We start from the raw sequence: 20,559 nt of genomic DNA, 5'->3' as shown, positions 1-20,559 counted from the left end.
CATGAATAACAACAACAAAGAACAAAGCATCAACACTATTGAAACCTTCGGGGTCGAACAGATCCCGGACCATGAGCGTACCGCCAGGCCCATCGATCTTTTTCGAATGATCTTCGGTGGCTCCAACACCTTTGCTACTGCGGTGCTCGGGAGTTTCCCGGTGCTGTTCGGCCTGTCCTTTCAGGCCGGCGTCTGGGCTATTGTGCTGGGCGTACTGTTCGGCGCGATTATCCTCGCGCCGATGGGCCTGTTCGGTCCGATCAACGGCACCAACAACGCGGTGTCCTCCGGTGCGCACTTCGGCGTGCACGGTCGGGTCGTCGGCTCATTCCTGTCGTTGTTGACCGCCATCGCCTTCTTCTCGCTCTCGGTGTGGAGCTCGGGTGATGCATTGATCGGCGGCGCCAAGCGCTTGATCGGCGTTCCGGAAAACGACCTGACCCTGGCCCTGGCCTACGGTCTGTTCGCGATTCTGGTACTGACCGTGTGTATCTACGGTTTCCGCTTCCTGTTGTGGGTCAACAAGATCGCAGTGTGGAGCGCCAGCCTGCTGTTCCTGCTGGGGATCTTCGCCTTCGCAGGGCCTTTCGACATTAACTTTGCCGGTAGCGTCAGCCTCGGCCAGCCAGGTTTCTGGGCAGCCTTTATCGGTGCCGCGCTGGTGGCCATGAGCAACCCGATTTCCTTCGGCGCGTTCCTCGGCGACTGGTCCCGCTACATCCCGCGGGACACCCCGAAAGGCCGGATCATGGCGGCGGTGATCATCTCGCAGATCGCCACGCTGATTCCGTTCATGTTCGGCCTCGCCACCGCGACCATCGTTGCCATCAAGGCACCGGATTACATTGCGGCGAACAATTATGTCGGCGGCCTGCTGGCGGTTTCACCGAGCTGGTTCTTCCTGCCGGTGTGCCTGATCGCGGTGATCGGCGGCATGTCCACCGGCACCACCTCGCTGTATGGCACCGGGCTGGACATGTCCAGCGTGTTCCCACGGGTGTTGTCGCGAGTCAAGGCGACCTTGTTGATTGGCGTGCTGTCGATTGCCTTCATCTTCATCGGACGCTTTGCGGCAAACCTGGTGCAGAGCGTGTCGACCTTCGCCGTACTGATCATCACCTGCACCACCCCGTGGATGGTGATCATGATCATCGGTCTGCTGGTGCGTCGTGGCTTCTACTGCCCGGATGACCTGCAAGTCTTCACCCGTGGCGAACAGGGCGGTCGCTACTGGTTCCAGCACGGCTGGAACTGGCGTGGTCTGGGTGCCTGGATTCCTAGCGCAATGGTCGGTCTGTGCTTCGTCAATCTGCCGGGGCAGTTCGTCGGCCCGCTGGGCAATCTGGCTGGCGGCATCGATATCAGCCTGCCGGTGACCCTGGGTCTGGCATCGCTGGTGTACCTGACGCTGTTGAGCCTGTTCCCGGAGCCGACACTGGTTTTCGGACCGAACGATCCACGCAACAAGCACACGGATTCGCGCGCCAAATCTGAACTAAGACAAGCAGCCTGATTAAGCCCCCCTACCTGCAGGAGCGAGGCTCGCCCGCGATGAAAGATAACGCGGTTGGCATGCAGTACCGCGCCTATCTTTTCGCGGGCAAGAGCTAGGCGCCCCCCCCTGCTCCTGCAGAGCTCGATTACGTTCCACATAAAAAAGACAATCGGAGACACGCTGTAATGGCTTTGGATTTATTTGTTGTTCTCATTTATGCCGCCGGTATGCTGGTGCTCGGTTATTACGGCATGCGCAAGGCCAAGACCCACGAAGACTACCTGGTGGCCGGTCGTAATCTCGGCCCGACGCTGTACATGGGCACCATGGCCGCTACCGTACTCGGCGGCGCGTCGACGGTCGGTACCGTGCGTCTGGGCTATGTCCACGGGATCTCCGGCTTCTGGCTCTGCGCCGCACTGGGCTGTGGCATCATTGCGTTGAACCTGTTCCTGGCCAAACCGCTGCTCAAGCTGCGGATCTTCACCGTCACCCAAGTGCTGGAAAAACGCTACAACCCGATGGCCCGTCAGGCTAGCGCAGTGATCATGCTGGCGTACGCGCTGATGATCGGCGTGACCTCGATCCTCGCCATCGGTACCGTGCTGCAAGTGCTGTTCGGTTTGCCGTTCTGGATCTCGGTAATGCTCGGCGGTGGCGTGGTCGTGGTCTATTCGACCATCGGTGGCATGTGGTCGCTGACCCTGACCGATATCGTCCAGTTCGTGATCAAGACTGTCGGTCTGATGTTTGTCCTGCTGCCAATCTGCCTGTACCGCGTCGGCGGTTGGGATGAGCTGGTCACCAAGTTGCCAGCGTCCAGTTTCAGCTTCAGCACCATCGGCTGGGACACGATCATCACCTACTTCCTGATCTACTTCTTCGGGATCCTGATCGGCCAAGACATCTGGCAGCGAGTGTTCACCGCCAAAAATGAAAAAGTCGCGCAATACGCGGGCACCTTCGCCGGTTTCTACTGCATCGCCTACGGCCTGGCCTGCGCCCTGATCGGCATGGCCGCTCACGTGCTGCTGCCAGATCTGGACAACGTTAATAATGCCTTCGCAGCGATCGTTAAAGCGTCCTTGCCGGACGGTCTGCGCGGTCTGGTGATCGCCGCAGCGCTGGCGGCCATGATGTCCACCGCCAGTGCCGGACTGCTGGCCGCCTCCACCACCCTGACCGAAGACCTGCTGCCGAGACTGCGCGGCGGCAAACAGTCGAGCCTGAGCATCAACCGTCTGTTCACCCTGCTGACCGGTATCGCGGTGCTGGGTATTGCCTTGGTGGTCAACGACGTGATCAGCGCCCTGACCCTGGCCTACAACCTGTTGGTGGGCGGCATGTTGATCCCGCTGATGGGTGCCATTTTCTGGAAACGTGCGACCACCGCCGGGGCAATCGCCAGCATGGCTCTGGGCTTTGTCACTGCACTGGCGTTCATGGTCAAGGACGGTCTGGATGCCAACACGCCGATCTACTACAGCCTGGTGGTAGGTTTGATCAGCTTCGTATTGGTCAGCCTGCTGTCCCCTCGCCCGGTGGCAGTGGCCAACGCGATCTAATCTGAGCGTAACAACGGTTTACCTTTTTCTTCGATGGGTACGGCGTCGGTTGCCGTACCCTTTTTTTCGCCTGAAGTTTTTCCCCCCTGAGGAGCCCCCAATGAAAATCGTCAGCCGCGATCAATGGTTCGAAGTCAAAACCCTGAGCGACGGTGTGCGCCTGATTCACGAGCCGTATATCCGCCCCTTCTACCGCTGCAACCTGTGGCATATCCAGGGCCGCGACAAAGACCTGCTGGTGGACAGCGGATCCGGGCTGGTCAGCCTGCGCGAGCAATTGCCCTGGCTCACCGAACGACCGCTGCTGGCAGTGGCCAGTCATTGCCATTTCGACCACATTGCCGGCCATCACGAATTCCCCGAGCGCCTGGTCCACCCGGCTGAAGCGCAAATCCTCGCCGAGCCCAATGGTGACAACACCCTGGCCACCGCCTTCGTCGGCGACGACATGTTTGAAGCCCATCCGGATTGCCCGTTGTGCTACGCCGAATACCGGGTCAGGGCTGCGCCCGCCACCCGTCTGATCGAAGAAGGCGACGTGCTCGACCTCGGTAATCGCACACTGCAAGTGCTGCACACTCCCGGCCATTCACCGGGTGGTATCAGCCTCTGGGAGGCGGCCACCGGCACGCTGTTCAGCGGCGACATCATCTATGACGGTCCGTTGATCGAAAACGCCTACCACTCCAATCTCGAGGACTACGCGAAAAGCCTTCAGCGACTGCGCGAACTGCCGATCCGCACCGTGCATGGCGGGCATTTCGCGAGTTTTTCCGGAGAGCGCTTGCGCACACTGATAGATGAGTGGAACCGTCAGCATCAGTAATGTGTGCTGTACTGGCAGTTAGCGACTGCCGTTTTTGCAGGAGGACGGTACAAGGATCGCTAGCGTCATTCGTGACAGCTATCGCGTAACCCTTGGACGGGCCAAAAAACAACGACAACCTCCCCTTGCCAGAGGTGTGTATGAACGGCACTGAAACACAATCAATCATCTGCCGCCCCATCGAAGAACCGCCGTTCCTGAAATCGCCGCCCCCTCCCGCGGGTTCACTCCTGAAAAAACGCTGCCGATCATTCCTTCACGCCTGACCAGCAGCATCTGAGCCGCGCGAGGAATGACCATGAAAAGAGCAGCCGTTCGTAATGCCGTGCATCGCTTCATCAGTCGTCTGCTGGATGGCAACGAGGATTTCGATGACGGCGTGAGCCTGGAGCAGTTGGGATTGGACAAACAGGATATCGAGGACCTTATCTTCCGCCTGGAGGACGAGTTTGAGCTGAGTGCGTTTACCAGCGAGGAAGATCAGCTCCTCAAGAGCGCGACCACGGCCAATGACTTGTGCCGGTTTCTGCTGGAGATTTCCCGGCACTAATGTCCGCGTTGCTGGCAACGCCGGGTTGGTATAAAGGCTCGGGGCGTGAAGCGGTCATAAAATCAGGCGGTGGGATTCGTCAGCGCGACGGCGTGAAACAGACGCAGCGCTACAAACCTGAATGGAAGACCATCAAGCCGCGCTTTTAAAAAATGAGGTTTTTGGCCTGGTTCCCGTTGATCAGTCAGCAGGAAGCCGGGCCTTTTTTTCGCATGATGCAAGGGTTCCTGCGCAGTGCGCAGGATGGCTCAGCCATCGATCATTTACCTGCGCTGCTGGCGCCGACGCTGCTCGTCGTCAGTGCGCACTGGCACGGGTTGCAGAGGCGGTTCAATCAGGCCGAGAGCAACACCGAGGTCGTGGAGCCAGTTTTGTAGTTTCTCTTTCATGGTGCCCCCTTCAGGGTAGTGCTGAGCGACCGGGATTCTGTAGCCGCTTCATACAGATAATAGTCCGAAGTCCTACGCAATGCTCGCCCGGTATGACAATGAACTGTTACAGAATTAGTTCGAATGTGCTGGGAAACACTCAGGCGCTGGCCCGGGTTTCCAGCGCCTGAACCGGTCTGGCCGCCTGTTGCAGCTCAATCCAGGCATTGAGGTTGGCGCCAACCATGCCCTTGCGCCACATCAGCCAGGTGGTGGCGCTGGCGAACGGCTCGGCCAGCGGGTGCACCGCCACGCTTTCTCGCCCCGGCAGGCTGGCAAGCATCGATTCCGACATCAACGCCACACCGGAACCGGCAATCACACAGGCCAGCATCCCTTGATACGACTCGATCTCCATCGCCCGGCCCATGGCCGCGTGATCATTGGCAAACCACGCCTCCAGACGCATCCGGTAAGAACAGCCCTGACGAAAGGTAAACACCGAACGCCCTTGCACATCCAGGGCACTGCGTACCGGCGGATGATCAGCCTCGCTGATCAGCACCAGTTTTTCCTCGCACAGCGGTACACCGTCGAGCCCGGCCAGCTCCAGCGGGCCGTCCACCAGTGCCGCATCGAGCCGACCGGCAAGCAAGCCCTCCAGCAGCTCACCGCTGGGAGCGGATTGCACCTGCAGGTTCACCGCCGGGTAGGTGCGGTGATAACGCGCCAGCAACGCCGGAAGATGAATCGCAGCCGTGCTGTACATGGTGCCCAGCACGAAGTCACCGGCCGGTTGACCACCCTGCACCGCCGCATGGGCTTCGTCGTGCAAGGCAAACAGCCGCGCGGTGTAGTCCAGCAAGACTTTACCCGCAGGTGAAAGCTGCAAGCGCTGACGCTCACGCAAAAACAGTTCGACGCCCAGTTGTTCCTCCAACTGCTTGAGCCGGGTCGACAGATTGGACGGCACCCGATGCAGCCGATCGGCCGCCCGGGTAATGGAACCTTCCTCTGCAACAGCCTGGAAAATGCGTAATTGGCTGAACTCCACACCTTTCTCCAAAAATGAACAAGTTACTCACTATTATTCATTTTTAAAGAAAGTCAATCAGTCTTAGCCTGACGGTCATTGCTCCTTTGCAGGAATCCAGACCATGTCACCTCTGATTCGCTTACTGGCCAGTTTTATCGCCCTGATGATGGCCATGGGAATTGGCCGCTTCGCCCTGACCCCGCAGTTGCCGCACTTGATCAGCGAAAGTCAGATCGATCTGACCGCCGCCGGGCTTATCGCTGCGGCCAACTACCTTGGTTACTTCATCGGCGCAGTGGACGCGATGTTCGCCCGCCGCCCTGAGCAGGTTCGTCGCCGTTTGCTCGGCGGTCTGTGGTTGTGCGTACTGCTGACACTGGCTTCGTTCTGGGCCACGGGTTTCTGGTCGCATCTGCTGCTGCGCTTCGGCACCGGCGTGGCCAGCGCCTGGGTGCTGGTGATGATTACTGCGCTGAGTCAGCCGCTGGCCGTCTCAGCCGGGCGTCCACGACTCGGGGCATTGGTATTTGCCGGACCAGGGTTGGGGATTTTTCTTACGGGATTGTTGGCACTGGGCTCGAACCTGATGGGGCAAAGTTCGGCCACGCTGTGGCTGGTGTATGCCGGTGTAGCGTTGCTGATGCTGCTGGTGATTCTGCCGATCCTGCCGCAACCGGCAGCCAGCATGACCGCGGCGCCCACAACCGTGGCCTCGGGCAACGCCGCAATTCCCCGGCTGGGTTTGATCTACGCCTTATACGGTCTGGGCTACATCATTCCCGCGACGTTCCTTTCGCAAATGGCCAGCGCGCACTTTCACGGGCAATGGCAGGCCGACCTGTTCTGGCCGTGCTTCGGCCTGGCCGCGGCCATTGGCGTGGTGTTGGTCAGTTTGCGTCGATACAACCCGAATACCACCCGGCATTGGTTGATTGCGACCTTATGGCTGCAAGCCGCCGGGGTGTTCGCTTGCCTGCTGGGCAACGGTCTTGGGCTGGCATTGGGGGTGATCCTGTGCGGCACGCCGTTTTTGGCCTGCATGCAACTGGTGATGCAACGCTCACGGGAACTGGCCCCCCACAACACCCAACGCAACGCCGGGCTGCTGACGGCCTGTTTCGCCGTGGGTCAGCTCAGCGGGCCGTTGCTGGCAGCGCTGAGCAGCCATTTCAGTGGAGGATTGCAACCAGGGTTGATGATTGCCGGTACCGGGTTGCTGCTGGGTGGTGGGCTATTGTTGCGTCCGGTCATTGCCCGAGAGCTTTGCGCAAACGACGCCGCATCCACTGTTCTGCGCTGACAAAGGTGATGCCGAGCAACACCAGCACGGCACCGACCACGAAGTTGAAACTCAGCGGCTCACCCAGCAGCAGCACGCCGAACGTGACGCCGAACAACGGCGTCATGAAGGAGAACACCGCCAGATTCGCCGCCAGGTAGCGACGCAACAGCCAGAACCAGGTCAGGTAACTGAAGAACGACACCACCAGGCCCTGGAACAGCACACTTGCCACAGCCACCGTGGTCAGGCTGACATGGCTGATCTGCCCGCTCAGGGCGGCAATCACCAGCAGACCGACGAAGCCTACGATCAGTTGGTAAAACAGCGTCAGGGTCGCTGGCGCCTCTGACAAACGTGAAGCACGCACCACTACTGTGGTCGCGCCCCAAGCCGCCCCGGCCAATACGCCCATCGCGTCCCCCAACAGCATCCGTTTATCAAGGTTGTCCAACGACAAACCGCCGGCAAACGCGAATCCAATGCCGACAAACGCAAGGAGAATCCCCAGCCATTGCAACCGCCGCAGTCGCTCACTCGGCAACAGCCAGTGCACACCCAACGCGGTGAAGATGGGGGCGGTGTAGAGGAACACCGACATATGCGCCGCGGTAGTCAGCTTCAGGCCTTCGGCAATGAACAGAAACTCGAGGCCAAACAGACCGCCAGCGAGCAGACCGCCGCGCCAGGTGCTGCCGACCTGTTCCCAACCGCCTTTCCAGAAGATCAGCAATGCGACCAATACCGCGGAGATTCCAGAGCGTCCGGCCGCTTGCATGACCGGTGCGATGTCCGCTGCCGCCCATTTGATCATGACCTGCTGCACGCCCCAGATCAGGCACAGACCCAGCATCACTTGCAGGGCAAAACCATCGGCGCTGCGCCGTGTGGCGATCACCGCAAAACCTCGAAGACAAACAAAAACATGGCAGTTACTCGACAGAAACAACAAAACCCCGGAGCGAGTCCGGGGCGAAGAATTATGTGCTGTCGATTATAGGGGCCTGTCGACGTTTAGTGACGAACCGCGTTGCTGTGCCAACTTGCGCGAAGCAAGGCGCCTCAGCGAGAAACCGCTGTGGCCTGTGCTGCTCGCAGCGGTGCCTGCTCGCGCCGCGCCAGGACATAGAACAGCAAACCGCCGAGCAAGCAGCCCGTGAACCAGGCGAAATTAGCCATCGGCAGCAAGACCGGGGTAAAGGTGATGGCAATGCCCGCGACGGTGGCCGGCACCAGTGCCTTGACGGCGGTCCAGTTCACCCCGCCGTTGTAGTAATAACGTCCGTTGGGACTGTCATCGAACAACGCGTCGACCTCGATCTGCTGTTTTTTGATCAGGTAGTAATCCACCAGCAAAATCCCGAACAACGGCCCGATGAACGCCGCCAGCACATCCAGGGTGTAGTGGATCACTTGCGGATTGTTGAACAGGTTCCACGGCGTGATGAAGATCGAGGCCACGGCAGCAATCATGCCGCCGACCCGCCAACTGATCTTGCTCGGTGCGATGTTGGCGAAATCGAAGGCTGGCGAGACGAAGTTAGCGACGATGTTGATGCCAACGGTCGCGGTGACAAAGGCAAAAGCGCCCAGCAAAACTGCCACGTTATTGTCGATTCGCGCCACGGTGGCGATCGGGTCGTGGAGCATCTCGCCGAACACTGGCAGGGTCCCGGACACAATCACCACGGTCACCAGGGAGAACGCCAGGAAATTCACCGGCAGGCCCCAGAAATTGCCGCGCCGCACGTCCCGCATACTGCGGCAGTAGCGGCTGAAATCGCCGAAGTTCAGGGTTGGCCCGGAGAAATACGACACCACCAGCGCCGTCGCCACGATCACCTGGCCGAAAGCTTGCCAGCCGGACAGCGACTTTTCCGCCAGGGTGAAGCTGATGTTGCTCCAGCCAGCCTTCCAGACAATCCAGCCGGCCAGCATGAACATGACGCCGTAGACCACCGGCCCGGCCCAGTCGATAAAACGCCGGATCGACTCCATACCGGTCCAGAACACCAGCGCCTGAACGAACCACAGACTCAGGAATCCGAACCAGCCAAGGTAGGACAACCCGGCAAAATGCGGCTCAGCAAAAGCCGCCATCGCGGGGAAAAACCGCAGCACCACAATGATCAGTGCGCTGGAGGCCAGGTAGGTCTGAATCCCGTACCAGGCCACCGCGATCAAGCCGCGAATCACCGCCGGAATATTCGCCCCGAACACACCAAAGGCCAAGCGACAAATCACCGGATATGGCACCGCTGCCTGCTGGCTCGGTCTGGCCACCAGATTGGCAATCAGTTGCACGATGCAGATCCCGACCAGCAAGGCGATCAATACCTGCCAGCTGGCCAGCCCCAGGGCAAACAGGCTGGCGGCGAACACATAGCCGCCGACGCTGTGCACATCGCTCATCCAGAAGGCAAAGATGTTGTACCAGTTCCATTTCTGCGGCAGCGGCCCCAGGTCCTGGTTATACAGGCGGGGGCTATAGCCGTTGGGTAGTTGCTCGGTCATCGCGTGACTCCTCGAAAGTACAGGCTCAGCCCTCGCGATTGACCTTTCAATCACACTGCGTACGGGAGCTGGCACAGTTTGTATACGAGTCGGTACGCAGAATGCGTGCCATACCGTTAAAACCTGTGGCTTATATGGCTGCAAGGCAGGTGTTTAAACGGCTGACCGGCAATTGATTCAGGGGATCGACAGCAAACACTTCGCCGGCTAAATGCCCATAGACAGTGCGCAAGCGCCTGTTAACAGTGCATGAAAGGCTTGAGATGGGGGAAGGGAGATAGACAGTAGAACTGTATACAACAGATAAGGGAAAGTATTGAGCGCTTCGGGTAAGCACCCGTTAAGCCGATAGCAGGACACAAGACCTGTGGCGAGGGGGGCAGCCCCCTCGCCACAGGTTATGCACAGTCCATGGGAGCGGGCTTACCGGCCCTCGGGATCAGCTCAGCTCGATACGGTCGGCATGAATCACGATCTGTCCGTTCTTGTAGAGCGCACCAATGGCCTTTTTGAAGTTGCCCTTGCTCACGCCAAACAAGCCACTGATCACCGCCGGGTCGCTCTTGTCGCTGACCGGCAAGGTACCGTTGTTTTCGCGCAGCTTGGCAAGGATCTTCGAGTTCAGACTGCTGGACGCTTCTTCACCCACCGGCTGCAGGCTCAGGCTGATCTTGCCGTCGGCGCGGATTTCTTTGATGAAGCCTTTCTCCTCCTTGCCGGCGCGCATGAACTTGAATACTTCGTTCTTGTGGATCAGGCCCCAGTGCTTGTTATTGATAATGGCTTTGAAACCCATATCGGTCGCTTCGGCCACCAGCAAATTAACTTCCTGACCGACCTGGTAGTTAGCCGGGGTTTTGTCCAGGTAGCGGTCAAGGCGCGCGGTGGCGGTAATACGGCGGGTGTGTTTGTCGAGGTAGACATGCACCACGCAATATTCGCCGGCCGTCATCTGGCGTTTTTCTTCGGAATACGGCAACAGCAGGTCTTTGGGCAGACCCCAATCGAGGAAAACCCCGATACTGTTCACTTCAACGACTTTCAGACTGGCAAAATCGCCGACCTGAACTTTCGGCTTTTCAGTAGTTGCGATGAGTTTGTCATCGCTGTCCAGATAAATAAAAACGTTGAGCCAGTCTTCATCTTCACTGGGAATATCTTTGGGAATATAACGATTGGGCAACAGAATTTCACCGTCCGCCCCACCGTCCAGATACAAACCAAAGTTAGTGTGTTTAACCACTTGCAAGCTGTTGTAGCGCCCGACTAAAGCCATTTCCAATACCCTCATTGCGTGGGCGGCATTCTACCCGAGTTTGCCGGTACAGTTCTGCGACCAGCCGGATGGCAGATGAAAAACCTCCGCGGGCCTTGATTTTCCTGGCCTTGGGGGCAAATGCGGGCCCGCTCGTCAGACCAATCGAGTGGCTTTCCCCTGACGCGAGGATGTCCACCGCTGGTAATTTCCACCAAGGTTTTTAGTTAAAACAGCAGCTTAGCCGCTTATTGCGAAAGTCAACTTATGCTTCATCGACCTGCGCGCCAGGTCATTTCAGGGGATATTTACCAAGCAATTGTCAAGTATTTCCTGTACGATGCCTGGCCAAGTTAATTTTCTACAGGTTAATGGCCGCCATGCGTGTAAAAGCATCCAACAGCAAAGCAAAGCCAGCTCCAGCCGTTGAAACCAGCGAATCGATCAACGACCAGATTGCTGCTTTCCTGAAATCCGGCGGCGAAATCCAGCAAATTGCCAAAGGCGTCAGCGGCCAGACTTTCGGCCCGTCCAAGCAAATTACCCTTGGCAAAAAGTAATACCCCCGTGTCACCCCCTGGTCCCTAAGCGCTTTGAGCCTCGAAGCGCTAGGACTAGAGCCCTCCCCGCAACACCCCGCCAGTTAATCAATCTTGTAGAAATCGACGAACAGACCTCTCTGCCGAGGATTCGCCGGAATGCTTGCGCACCTCCAGGTTGGGCGCTTCAATCAATTGCGTCGCTCCTGCTCCACACTTCGCAAGGATTGGCCCATGTCGCACCGGTTGAAGCACTTCACCTTGTTGCTGATGTTGAGCCTTGTGCTGTCCGGCTGTAATCGCGTGAGCATGACCTACCGCAACCTCGACGTGATCATTCCCTGGACGCTCAGCGACTATCTGGACATGAACACCGAGCAAAAAAGCTGGTTCAACGAGCAGCTCAAGGAACATCTCGAGTGGCATTGCCGCACGCAACTGCCCGGTTACCTCGACTGGCTGGTTCGCCTGCAACACATGGTCGAAACCGATCAGATCACCGACGCCGCCCTGCAAGCCCGAATCCAGGAAGCCAGGCAGGCCATCGCACAAACCGCCCGGGAAATCACCCCCTCGGCCATCGAGTTGCTTCGAGGCCTTGACGATCAACAGGTCGAAGAAATGAACCTGGCATTTGCCAAAGACCTGCGCAAACGTCAGAACCTCTACCTCAAACCCTCCCTGGAACAACAGATCAAACAACGTGGCGAACGGATGGATAAACGCCTGAATGACTGGTTTGGCCCCCTCACTCCGAGTCAGGAACAACGCGTGGTTGCCTGGTCGAACTCATTGCGCGATCAGAACCAGCAAAGGGTCGCCAACCGCGCCCATTGGCAAGCGCAATTCAGTGCGGCCGTGGAGCAGCGTCAGAGCAGCGACTTCCCGCAACGTATCGAGCAACTTCTGGTTAATCCCGAGAATTTATGGACTCCCGCCTATCGACAGGCCTACAGCCAGGCCGAACAAGCGGCCCGCAGCCTGCTGGTGGACCTGATGGCCCAAAGCACACCGGATCAACGCCAGCATCTAGTGACGAAGATCGATGGTCTGCGCAGTAGTTTCAGCACGTTGAAGTGTTTGAAGGCAGGGCGGCAGGGGTAAATCAGGGAGACGTTCGGCCAAGGATTCAGCCTGTTGAGTATTGAGCGGCAAAACCGCTGGGCGCCTTGTCGATTTCAGCCTCGGCCAAACGACTAGGCTGTGTAAATAACCTCGCGGCAAAGCGCTGCAACCATCGCAGGAGGAAAGATCATGAACACTTGGCAACAGCCACAGCCCAAGGTCGTGTCCCGCGAAGAGTGGATCGCGGCACGCAAAGAGCATTTGCTTCACGAAAAAGCCTTCACCCGGGAACGGGACAAACTCAGTGCCGAACGCCGCGCACTGCCTTGGGTGAAAATCGACAAACCCTACAGCTTCGAAGGTCCCGACGGACGGCTAAGCCTGGCTGACCTGTTCGGCGGTCGCAGCCAACTGATCGTCTATCACTTCATGTTCGCGGCAGGCTGGAAAGAAGGCTGCCAGGGCTGCTCGTTCGTGTCCGATCACATCGACGGCGCCAACCAGCATCTTGCCCACCATGATGTGGCGCTGGCGGTGGTTTCCCACGCCCCCCTGGCCGAATTCCAGCCGTTCAAGAAGCGCATGGGCTGGAAGTTCAACTGGGTGTCATCAGCCGGCAGCGACTTCAACGCGGACTTCAAAGTGACCATCAGCGGTGAAGAACTCGCGGCCGGCACCGCCGTCTACAACTACGAAACAAGCACCGGCACCGCAGGCGAAATGCCTGGACTCAGCGTGTTCTATCGCAACGACGCAGGCGAGATCTTCCACACCTACTCCACCTATGCACGCGGGCTGGACCTGCTGATCGGCGCCTACAACTTCCTCGACCTGACGCCAAAAGGACGTAACGAAGACGAAATCATGGAGTGGGTCCGCCACCATGATCGCTACGAAGACGAACCGGCAGTCAAGGGGGCGTCAAGCTGTTGTTCCGAGTGAGGCCGATGAATTGAGTGTTCAGCCACAAAGGGCTGTGTTGACGACTCAATCGCCATCGCGGGTCAGCCTCGCTCCTACGGGGTACGCGATCATCGCAGGAGCGAGGCTGGCCCGCGAAGAGGCCCGAGGGCTAAACACAAAAAATCTGCATGAGCTGAGCCCTGACGACTCAGCAAAGGAAAACAATAATGAACGTCACCCTCGAAGAACTGCCACCTGCTCGCGTAGCTTACATGCGCTACACCGGCCCCTACGGCCCGGGCATCGGCACGTTCTGGCGCGAAACCGTCGCCCCGTGGATGATCGAAAACAACCTGCTGCATCGAGTGCGCTACGGCATCGGCCACGACAACCCGAAAACCACCCCACCCCACCGTTGCCGTTACGACGCGTGCGTCGAAGTCCCTGACACCTTCAACGCCACCTACCCCACCGCCGTCACCACCCTGCCCGGCGGCCTCTACGCTGTTGCCCACTTCAAAGGTTCCGGGAAGGATATCGCCGCCGCCTGGGGCAAACTCTGTAGCACCTGGATGCCCGGCAGCGGCCTGCAATACGACACTCGGCCCTGTTTTGAGCGCTACCCGGTAGATGCGACCTATGATGAGAACGCCGACATGCTGGAGCTCGAAATGTGCATAGCGGTAAAAGCACGCTGATCGACAAACTCCCGAAGGAGCTGGATAGCGCAGCGGCAAAGGCTGACAGCTGATGAAGCATCATCGTTACGAGGGCGAACCGGCGATCAAGGGTTCATCAAGCTGCTGTTGCGAATGAAGCCAATAGGTCCTGCGTTGTCAGTTCAATAGCCATCGCGGGCAAGCCTCGCTCCTACAGTGACCGCGTACCCTTGCAGGAGCGAGGCTGCCCGCGAAGACGGCCTCACAGTCAACACAAATACTTGAGCGCCCCAACCCCACATCCACCACCGTTGTAAACTTCCCCACTATGACTCCCGCCTACCACAGCCTCTGCGAATACACGCGTCGAATGAACCGGGTGCTGGAGCATATCGACCGGCATCTGGACCAACCGCTGGAGCTGGCTGATCTGGCGCAAATCGCACACTTCTCGCCTTGGCACTTTCATCGGCTTTTCACCGCGTGGGTCGGCGAAACCCTCGGCGATTACCTGCGCCGACGCCGACTGGCCTGCGCCGCGCAGCAACTGGCCAACAGACCCGACGCCTCAATTCTGGAGATCGCCCTGGAAGTCGGCTTCAGCTCCGGCGAAGCCTTTTCCCGTGCCTTCAAGCAACACTTCTCAGTCACCCCGAGCACCTGGCGCACCACCGAACCCGGGCGCTGGGATCAGCGTCTGGCCGGCATCCGCGAACGACGCCAGCAGCAATTGAGCAATCCTGATCAGGCACAGGCCACAAACTTGGCCGATCCTGACGCCTTCACTCACATGAAGGACCAGATGATGGACGTCACCCTCAAAGAGCTACCCCCCGCGCGCGTAGCCTACATGCGCTACACCGGCCCCTACGGCCCGGGCATCGGCACGTTCTGGCGCGCAACCGTTGCCCCGTGGATGATCGAAAACAACCTGCTGCAACGGGTACGCTACGGTATAGGCCACGACGACCCGTTCACCACGCCTCCCGAAAAGTGCCGCTACGACGCCTGCGTTGAAGTCCCGGACAGCTTCGGCGCCAGCGAATACGCCGCCGTCACCACCCTGCCAGGCGGCCTCTACGCCATCGCCCAATTCAAAGGCAAAGGCCCGGACATCGCGGACGCCTGGACCGAACTTTGCCGTGACTGGATGCCCAAAAGCGGGATGCAGTTCGATGCCCGGCCGTGCTTTGAACGGTATCCGGTGGATGCCCAATACGATGAGAAAACCGGCGTGCTGGAATGTGAGATTTGCATACCGGTGAAGGCACTCTAAACAATGCCGCCGTCTTGTAGATCGGAGGCTCGCCACATCGGCGGGCCTTTTTTGAATCTGTTCGCCGCGAGAGAGAACCGCAGATACCGAACAGACCCGTAAATAACCAATCGTTTTGCATTGGACTGAACAAGCGATCCCGAATACGCGGGCGAGCTCGAAACTTGCCGGTGCAAATATTAATGTGTATCATTTAGTTTCAATTTTAGGGCGCAGGGAGTGCATGACCCAAATAAAAACAAGGTCAAGGCAATGCTTAAAATGCTACTCGTCTACGGTCATCTGCTCGCCACTTGTATTGCCCTGGGCCGGGTGTTACTGGCCGATCACAAGCTTTGGAGTTGGCGCAAGGAAGTTCTGGATCAAGGGCGGCGTGAGTATCTGGAGGAAACTCAAAAGATTGCCACCCTCGCGTTGCTGGCCCTTTGGGGAAGCGGCCTGCTGTTGGTGCTCCAGGGTTACCTCGATGACGGGGTCGCGTATCTGCTCAATCAGAAGCTCTGGGCCAAGGTGAGCGTCGTCGCGCTGCTTAGCCTGAACGGCGCATTGTTGCATCGAGTCGGTTTCCCACTGTTGCAAAAGGCTCCCTTCGTCCTGTTAGACAGCTGCGCCCGTATCCGCCTTGCTCTCTTTGGGGCGTTCTCCATGAGCGGCTGGCTATTCGCCGCTTTCCTGGGCGTAGCTCGAGCGTGGAATCATGTGTTGCCTTATCTATATCTGATGGGTGCTTTCGCTGTGTTCTCGTTACTGGCTTGTGCCGTGGCGTTTGCAATAGCCAGTACAGCGGGCGCTGCGGGCGAGAAGGAACCCTCGGTGTCAGGATAGTTATCGCCTGATCTATCCGTCAGAACTGTGTCTAGTCCTTAAACAGGTGTAAACCTTATTCAGGACGAGACCCCCCCCACAAAAAGGCCCACCCTGGTGCAATGCTGTTCACTTAAGCCGAACTGCGCTGTCGGCGCTGTGGGGTTTCCCAGGACCTTATGGACGCCGATGCTTTTCGTCATGCCCTCGGCTGTAAATCCTGGGGACTGCAAGCCCAATACCCCAGTCGCGAGTTAATGGCCATCCTGGAGCGGAAAATCCAAGAGGGGTTGTTCTGATGCGGCCCGGTGATGGTGGTACGCGTCGACCTGTTCGACGGCAGCAGCGGCCAACCCGTCTGGAGTGCCAGTGCCGAGACCAGCAGCCAGAGCAGTATGAATGAACATAACGACACTTTACGCGAAGCTGTTCAAAAGGCCCTGACGGCGTATCCTTTTAGTTAGAGCAGATCGTTTTTTGAAACTGCCCATGCTCTAACGTAACCGGAGAACCATCATGTTCCGCCATGTCGGTTTACTTTCACTGGCCATTTTGCTCAGCGCCTGCCAGACAAACCGCATCAGCCAAGACTACGACGCTAGCCGCGATTTTACTGCCTTCCGCAGCTGGACATGGGAAGAGCCTGCCCTGCAATACCGCCCGGACGACCCCCGAATCAAGAGCGACCTGACCGAGAAGCGTATCCGCCAGGCCGTCAGCGAGCAGTTGGACCAGCGCGGCCTGCGCCCGGCCCAGGGCAGCAGCAAGGGTGACCTCAAAATACAAACCTATTTGATTGTGGAGAACCGTCAGCAACAGTACACCGCCACCAACTACGGTATGTGGGGCAATCGTTGGGCGGCCCCGATGTACTACGAAACTCGCAGCTACGACTACAAAGTGGCAACCATCCAGGTCGACATGCTCGATGGCCGGGACGGCAAACTGGTCTGGCGTGGCAGCGCCGAACAGGTCATGAACAATTACTCGCCCGGCCCAAGCGAAAGCAATATGGCGATTCAGCAAACCGTGGCCAAGGTCCTGTCCAACTACCCGCCTAAATAACCTTCGCAGCACTTCGCCAGTCGCGATAAAGGCGACTGGCTATCATTCTGCCCAAGCCTTGCCTGCAACCCCTCTTTAACGCCTGAGGATGACCCTCGCTGCCCTTGATCTACGCCCTGCCCACCTGGGCCTGTACTCAGGAGAGGCGACGGCCAAATGCGAGCAACCGGCCAAGGAGGTGACCAGGATCTCCGAGCAGAACCCGGCCAAAGACAAAGAGATCAACGTTGAGCTACAAAAGATGGATTTGGGCATCCGAGCAAAGATCTGCCGGACAAATGCCAACTGATCGAAAAACGCCTGAAGGAACTGGATAGCGCAACAGCAAAGGCTGACAGCTGATACGCAAAAAACCAGACGAAAGAAAAAAGGGGACAGACCACGTTTTCTAAAGCAGAGGCGCAACGTCGAAATCAGCCGTTTTCTTTGGCCGCCCCGGCTTACCTCTTCTTACCCGCCGCCCCAACGCCCCCTCTACCTCCGAAGCAAATCTGGTTCCCCCAAGCACGTAGTTACCGTTAGTAGACGCTCGAATCTGATCAACCAAACCTGAATCAAGTTGATGTTTGAAAAGCTCTCGATAGGTTTCAGAACTCAGTGTACCCACACTACCTAGCGCTCTGTACTGGGCATGAGGCGTGATGAGTCTTGACTGCTCCCCCTGACCATTCACTCGATAACTCGACCAGCGATACTCTGCAGGATGCTCCACGAGCCCTGCTCTAACCGGGTTCATCTCAATGTAGCGATAACAAGCTAATACGTAACGGTCCTCCTGCACCAGGCAGGAACGGAAGCGGCCTTCCCATAAGGTTCCACTGCGCTGGTACGTACGATTGATGTATTGAACATACCGTTGACCAAGCCCCTTCATCAGCAAGCTCGCGCCAGTTGAATGGCCAGGTGTCAGAAGCAGGTGGACATGATTGGTCATCAGACACCACGCGTGGATTTCGCAATTATGCTTTCTTGCCTGCTCGGCCAAATGCTCCAAATAAAAAAGGTAATCCTCCTCAGAATAAAAACAGGCCGAGCGGTTATTCCCTCGCTGAATCAGATGCAGAGGGACTCCTGGCATCAGTACGCGTGCTCTACGCGGCATATGGAAACTCCTTTTCCAGTTCATGACGCTTGAACCCTAACTAAAAGTTGAGAAAACGTGGTCTGTCCCCTATTTCCCGTGTCCCCTATTTCCCGAAATTCGCCTCATTAAGAAAATCGAGATCTGATCCCATTTTTTTGCATGGACTCTGTTTTTTTCCCGACATCGTTAATTATTTTCGTATCTGAAACCTTTATCCATTCGTACCGTGATACGCCCACTTCAATTCAATGACCGTGCTGCATTCAGCTCTTCCAGCCGCTGAGCACACGACTCAAAAAGCTAAAAAATATAGCAATTTTTCGTATTTTCAGTCTCGTATCGCCATGACTCTATAATTCCAGCCTGGGAAACAAGAATAGAGTATCGGCAGTCCCTTATCCATGTAATATAAAAACGCTTACCTCCCCCCTCATCAAGGACACGATCAAACACCTGACTTTGATTCACAGGAGACCAAAGTGATCCTCCACAAGTATGCGTGCAAATTGTATAGATGTGAGAGTCAAGTCTAGTCCCGATCCAAGCATCCTTGCTATCGTGCCAAGCAGAGCGAGAAGGCGCGCAACCCGACACAAGAAAAAACACTAGAACAATAAAACTATTTCTTATCACGCTTTTTCTCCATTTCAATCAAAGGTCTGTATTTATCATACAGCGCGCCATAATTAACGATTAGAGCCGGCGGCATACTGCCAATATTTTCGAAAACTGTCATTGACGCTCCTTTAAATGCCTCCAGACTCCCCATCCAGCCATCGTGCAAGGTTGCGAACGCATTAAACCCTGGAGCTTGATTCAACATATTGCTTATGGGCGTACCATGACAAACCGAGTAAAAGCTACCACAAGCCTCGGTTTGATTTAGCCCGATATTTTTACCTTCGCGCTCAAGACCGTCTTTTAGCTCTTTAGGAACAAAACCATCGGGCAACGCCGTGAACTCTGGCCCTTGCTCTCGATCCACCCCAGGCCGAACATCCGGCCCACGCCCAGCCGAATACTGATACAACTCCATCAATGCGCCCGTTGCCGCGATACTCATCCAAGCATCCTTATCTTTTCCACTCAACACCCCGTTCAGCGCAGTATTGGCGGCATAAGCTTTAAGTCGCTCGCCATAATCCACCACTTGATATTTCCCTTCCGGGGAATAAGGGCGGGGAATAAGGGGACACGGGAATAAGGGGACAGACCACGTTTTCGCTTACCCATCAAAAGAATCGTGGTCTGTCCCCTATTTCATTAGTCACATCGACGGCGAAGACACTCCTCCTCATAAAAGTAGCGCAAAGCCACGGGGTCGCGCTCTACAAGGCCATCATAGTGCGATGCATCGGTAATCAATCGCTCATAACCCCAAAGAGCCTGCAATCCGTTCTCGTTAGCTAGACTAGGCAAAAACGACCAGTCCGCGGGTACGCCAGGATCACTCAGTGAGAAGAGCTCCATCGGAAACCAATTGGGCAAATGGTATTCGTCTGCTAGTAAAAGCAGGATCACCCCACACCACAACGACATTGCGAACACCTCATACTCCTTGCCGACGGAGAGGGAGAAGTCCGACTTTTTCGTATAACCCAGACGAATAAATTGGTCCGAGAGGGATTTCCCGTTTTGGCTTATGCAATTTACGCGCATGATCTTCACTTGAATTTAAAATCGTCAACAAAACCGGAATTTGTGTTCCGCACGTAGTGAACTTCAACACCGTTGACATTCTGAGTCATTTTTACCCACCCAGGAATAAGGGGACAGGAATAAGGGGACAGACCACGTTTTCGCTTACCCATCAAAAGAATCATGGTCTGTCCCCTATTTCAAACCGATCAGGCTAGTTCTTATCACGCTTCTCCCGCTTCAATCAAAGATCTGTATTTATCATAAAGTGCGCCATAATTAACAATTATAGCCAGCGACATACTGCCAGTATTTTCGAAAACCATCACTAGCTCTCCTTTAAAGGTTTAGAGGTGCCCCTTAAAAAATATAACAACTCTCCGTTTTTTCAGTTTCATACCGCCACGAAACCACTAGCCCCTCCGACGACACAAAAACAGAGTAACGGCAATCCCTAATCCAAGTAATGTAGAAGCGATTACCTCCCCCCTCCTCAAGCACACGATCAAATGTCTTATTTTTATTCGCCGGCGACCAAAAAGATTCAGTACACGTATGAGGAGTACGAGAACATATTTTATAAATGTGAGATTCAAAACTCGTTCCAGTCCATCCATTTTTACTAGAAACCCATGCAG

The 20,559-nt window shown here is 56.8% G+C and carries 21 protein-coding genes and 2 pseudogenes; 15 read left to right on the top strand and 8 right to left on the bottom strand.

Going from position 1 to position 20,559, the window contains the following annotated elements; translation table 11 throughout:
• Position 1: 1 nt before the first annotated feature.
• The 5 genes from AC07VR_RS15085 (at position 2) to AC07VR_RS15065 (ending at position 4,585) form a co-directional block, all read left to right on the top strand.
• The gene (locus tag AC07VR_RS15085) at positions 2-1,513 is read left to right on the top strand and encodes a purine-cytosine permease family protein (protein ID WP_495011665.1); all 1,512 of its coding nucleotides are present in this window, start codon (positions 2-4) and stop codon (positions 1,511-1,513) included.
• 167 nt (positions 1,514-1,680) lie between these two features.
• Positions 1,681-3,060: a sodium:solute symporter family protein gene (locus AC07VR_RS15080; protein WP_495011664.1), complete on the top strand. Its 1,380-nt coding sequence runs from the start codon at positions 1,681-1,683 to the stop codon at positions 3,058-3,060.
• Positions 3,061-3,160: 100 nt separating this feature from the next.
• Positions 3,161-3,886, top strand: coding sequence for an MBL fold metallo-hydrolase (locus AC07VR_RS15075; RefSeq protein ID WP_495011663.1), 726 nt, complete (start codon positions 3,161-3,163; stop codon positions 3,884-3,886).
• 298 nt (positions 3,887-4,184) lie between these two features.
• Positions 4,185-4,436 (top strand): acyl carrier protein, encoded by a 252-nt coding sequence (locus tag AC07VR_RS15070; protein WP_495011662.1) that lies wholly within the window; start codon positions 4,185-4,187, stop codon positions 4,434-4,436.
• Positions 4,436-4,585, top strand: coding sequence for a hypothetical protein (locus tag AC07VR_RS15065; protein ID WP_494994658.1), 150 nt, complete (start codon positions 4,436-4,438; stop codon positions 4,583-4,585). Before AC07VR_RS15070 ends, AC07VR_RS15065 begins: the two co-directional genes overlap by 1 nt.
• 114 nt (positions 4,586-4,699) lie before the next feature.
• Here AC07VR_RS15065 and AC07VR_RS15060 read toward each other — a convergent pair whose 3' ends face one another.
• The gene (locus AC07VR_RS15060; protein WP_494994657.1) at positions 4,700-4,825 is read right to left on the bottom strand and encodes a PA1414 family protein; all 126 of its coding nucleotides are present in this window, start codon (positions 4,823-4,825) and stop codon (positions 4,700-4,702) included.
• Positions 4,826-4,964: 139 nt separating this feature from the next.
• The gene (gene ptrR, locus AC07VR_RS15055) at positions 4,965-5,858 is read right to left on the bottom strand and encodes a putrescine utilization regulator PtrR (protein WP_494994656.1); all 894 of its coding nucleotides are present in this window, start codon (positions 5,856-5,858) and stop codon (positions 4,965-4,967) included.
• Between the two features lie 103 nt (positions 5,859-5,961).
• Here ptrR and AC07VR_RS15050 point away from each other — a divergent pair, with 103 nt between their 5' ends.
• Complete coding sequence (locus AC07VR_RS15050) at positions 5,962-7,140, top strand: MFS transporter (protein WP_495011661.1); 1,179 nt, start codon at positions 5,962-5,964, stop codon at positions 7,138-7,140.
• On the opposite strand, the gene AC07VR_RS15045 is transcribed toward AC07VR_RS15050, so the two are convergent.
• The 3 genes from AC07VR_RS15045 to AC07VR_RS15035 form a co-directional block, all read right to left on the bottom strand.
• Positions 7,088-8,017 (bottom strand): DMT family transporter, encoded by a 930-nt coding sequence (locus AC07VR_RS15045; protein WP_495011660.1) that lies wholly within the window; start codon positions 8,015-8,017, stop codon positions 7,088-7,090. The genes AC07VR_RS15050 and AC07VR_RS15045 overlap by 53 nt on opposite strands.
• 164 nt (positions 8,018-8,181) lie before the next feature.
• Entirely contained in the window at positions 8,182-9,633 is a 1,452-nt protein-coding gene (locus AC07VR_RS15040; RefSeq protein ID WP_495011659.1) for an NCS1 family nucleobase:cation symporter-1, read from the bottom strand.
• 439 nt (positions 9,634-10,072) lie between these two features.
• Complete coding sequence (locus AC07VR_RS15035; RefSeq protein WP_494994652.1) at positions 10,073-10,909, bottom strand: CvfB family protein; 837 nt, start codon at positions 10,907-10,909, stop codon at positions 10,073-10,075.
• A 350-nt stretch (positions 10,910-11,259) separates the two neighbouring features.
• Here AC07VR_RS15035 and AC07VR_RS15030 point away from each other — a divergent pair, with 350 nt between their 5' ends.
• The 9 genes and pseudogenes from AC07VR_RS15030 to AC07VR_RS14990 all read left to right on the top strand — a co-directional run bounded on the left by AC07VR_RS15030 (position 11,260) and on the right by AC07VR_RS14990 (position 17,541).
• Complete coding sequence (locus AC07VR_RS15030) at positions 11,260-11,448, top strand: PFL_1563 family small protein (protein WP_030131898.1); 189 nt, start codon at positions 11,260-11,262, stop codon at positions 11,446-11,448.
• Positions 11,449-11,661: 213 nt separating this feature from the next.
• A complete protein-coding gene (locus AC07VR_RS15025) occupies positions 11,662-12,531 on the top strand; it encodes a DUF6279 family lipoprotein (protein WP_495011658.1) in 870 nt (289 codons plus the stop codon).
• A 150-nt stretch (positions 12,532-12,681) separates the two neighbouring features.
• Positions 12,682-13,434, top strand: a complete 753-nt coding sequence (locus tag AC07VR_RS15020) for a DUF899 domain-containing protein (protein WP_494994650.1) — start codon at positions 12,682-12,684, stop codon at positions 13,432-13,434.
• Positions 13,435-13,622: 188 nt separating this feature from the next.
• Entirely contained in the window at positions 13,623-14,093 is a 471-nt protein-coding gene (locus tag AC07VR_RS15015) for an AraC family transcriptional regulator (protein WP_494994649.1), read from the top strand.
• A gap of 289 nt (positions 14,094-14,382) precedes the next feature.
• Positions 14,383-15,330 carry an AraC family transcriptional regulator gene (locus AC07VR_RS15010; RefSeq protein ID WP_495011657.1) on the top strand — a complete coding sequence of 316 codons (948 nt, stop codon included), beginning with the start codon at positions 14,383-14,385 and terminating at the stop codon, positions 15,328-15,330.
• A 252-nt stretch (positions 15,331-15,582) separates the two neighbouring features.
• Positions 15,583-16,155 (top strand): hypothetical protein, encoded by a 573-nt coding sequence (locus AC07VR_RS15005; protein ID WP_495011656.1) that lies wholly within the window; start codon positions 15,583-15,585, stop codon positions 16,153-16,155.
• A gap of 287 nt (positions 16,156-16,442) precedes the next feature.
• Positions 16,443-16,598 (top strand): annotated as a pseudogene (locus tag AC07VR_RS15000) (DUF4136 domain-containing protein); the annotation flags it as partial.
• Positions 16,599-16,650: 52 nt separating this feature from the next.
• Positions 16,651-17,199: a DUF4136 domain-containing protein gene (locus tag AC07VR_RS14995; protein WP_495011655.1), complete on the top strand. Its 549-nt coding sequence runs from the start codon at positions 16,651-16,653 to the stop codon at positions 17,197-17,199.
• An 88-nt stretch (positions 17,200-17,287) separates the two neighbouring features.
• A pseudogene (locus tag AC07VR_RS14990) lies at positions 17,288-17,541 on the top strand (hypothetical protein).
• 46 nt (positions 17,542-17,587) lie between these two features.
• Here AC07VR_RS14990 and AC07VR_RS14985 read toward each other — a convergent pair.
• From AC07VR_RS14985 to AC07VR_RS14975, 3 genes are all read right to left on the bottom strand, one after another.
• Positions 17,588-18,301, bottom strand: coding sequence for a transposase (locus AC07VR_RS14985; RefSeq protein WP_495011654.1), 714 nt, complete (start codon positions 18,299-18,301; stop codon positions 17,588-17,590).
• Positions 18,302-18,902: 601 nt separating this feature from the next.
• Positions 18,903-19,433, bottom strand: coding sequence for a hypothetical protein (locus tag AC07VR_RS14980; protein ID WP_495011653.1), 531 nt, complete (start codon positions 19,431-19,433; stop codon positions 18,903-18,905).
• Positions 19,434-19,546: 113 nt separating this feature from the next.
• A complete protein-coding gene (locus AC07VR_RS14975) occupies positions 19,547-19,951 on the bottom strand; it encodes a hypothetical protein (RefSeq protein WP_495011652.1) in 405 nt (134 codons plus the stop codon).
• Positions 19,952-20,559 lie beyond the last annotated feature (608 nt).

The sequence above is a fragment of the Pseudomonas sp. GW821-FHT02H09 genome (genome assembly GCF_059421425.1).
The sequence above is the reverse complement of the archived record's forward strand: the minus strand, read 5'-3'. Positions and strand labels throughout refer to the sequence as shown.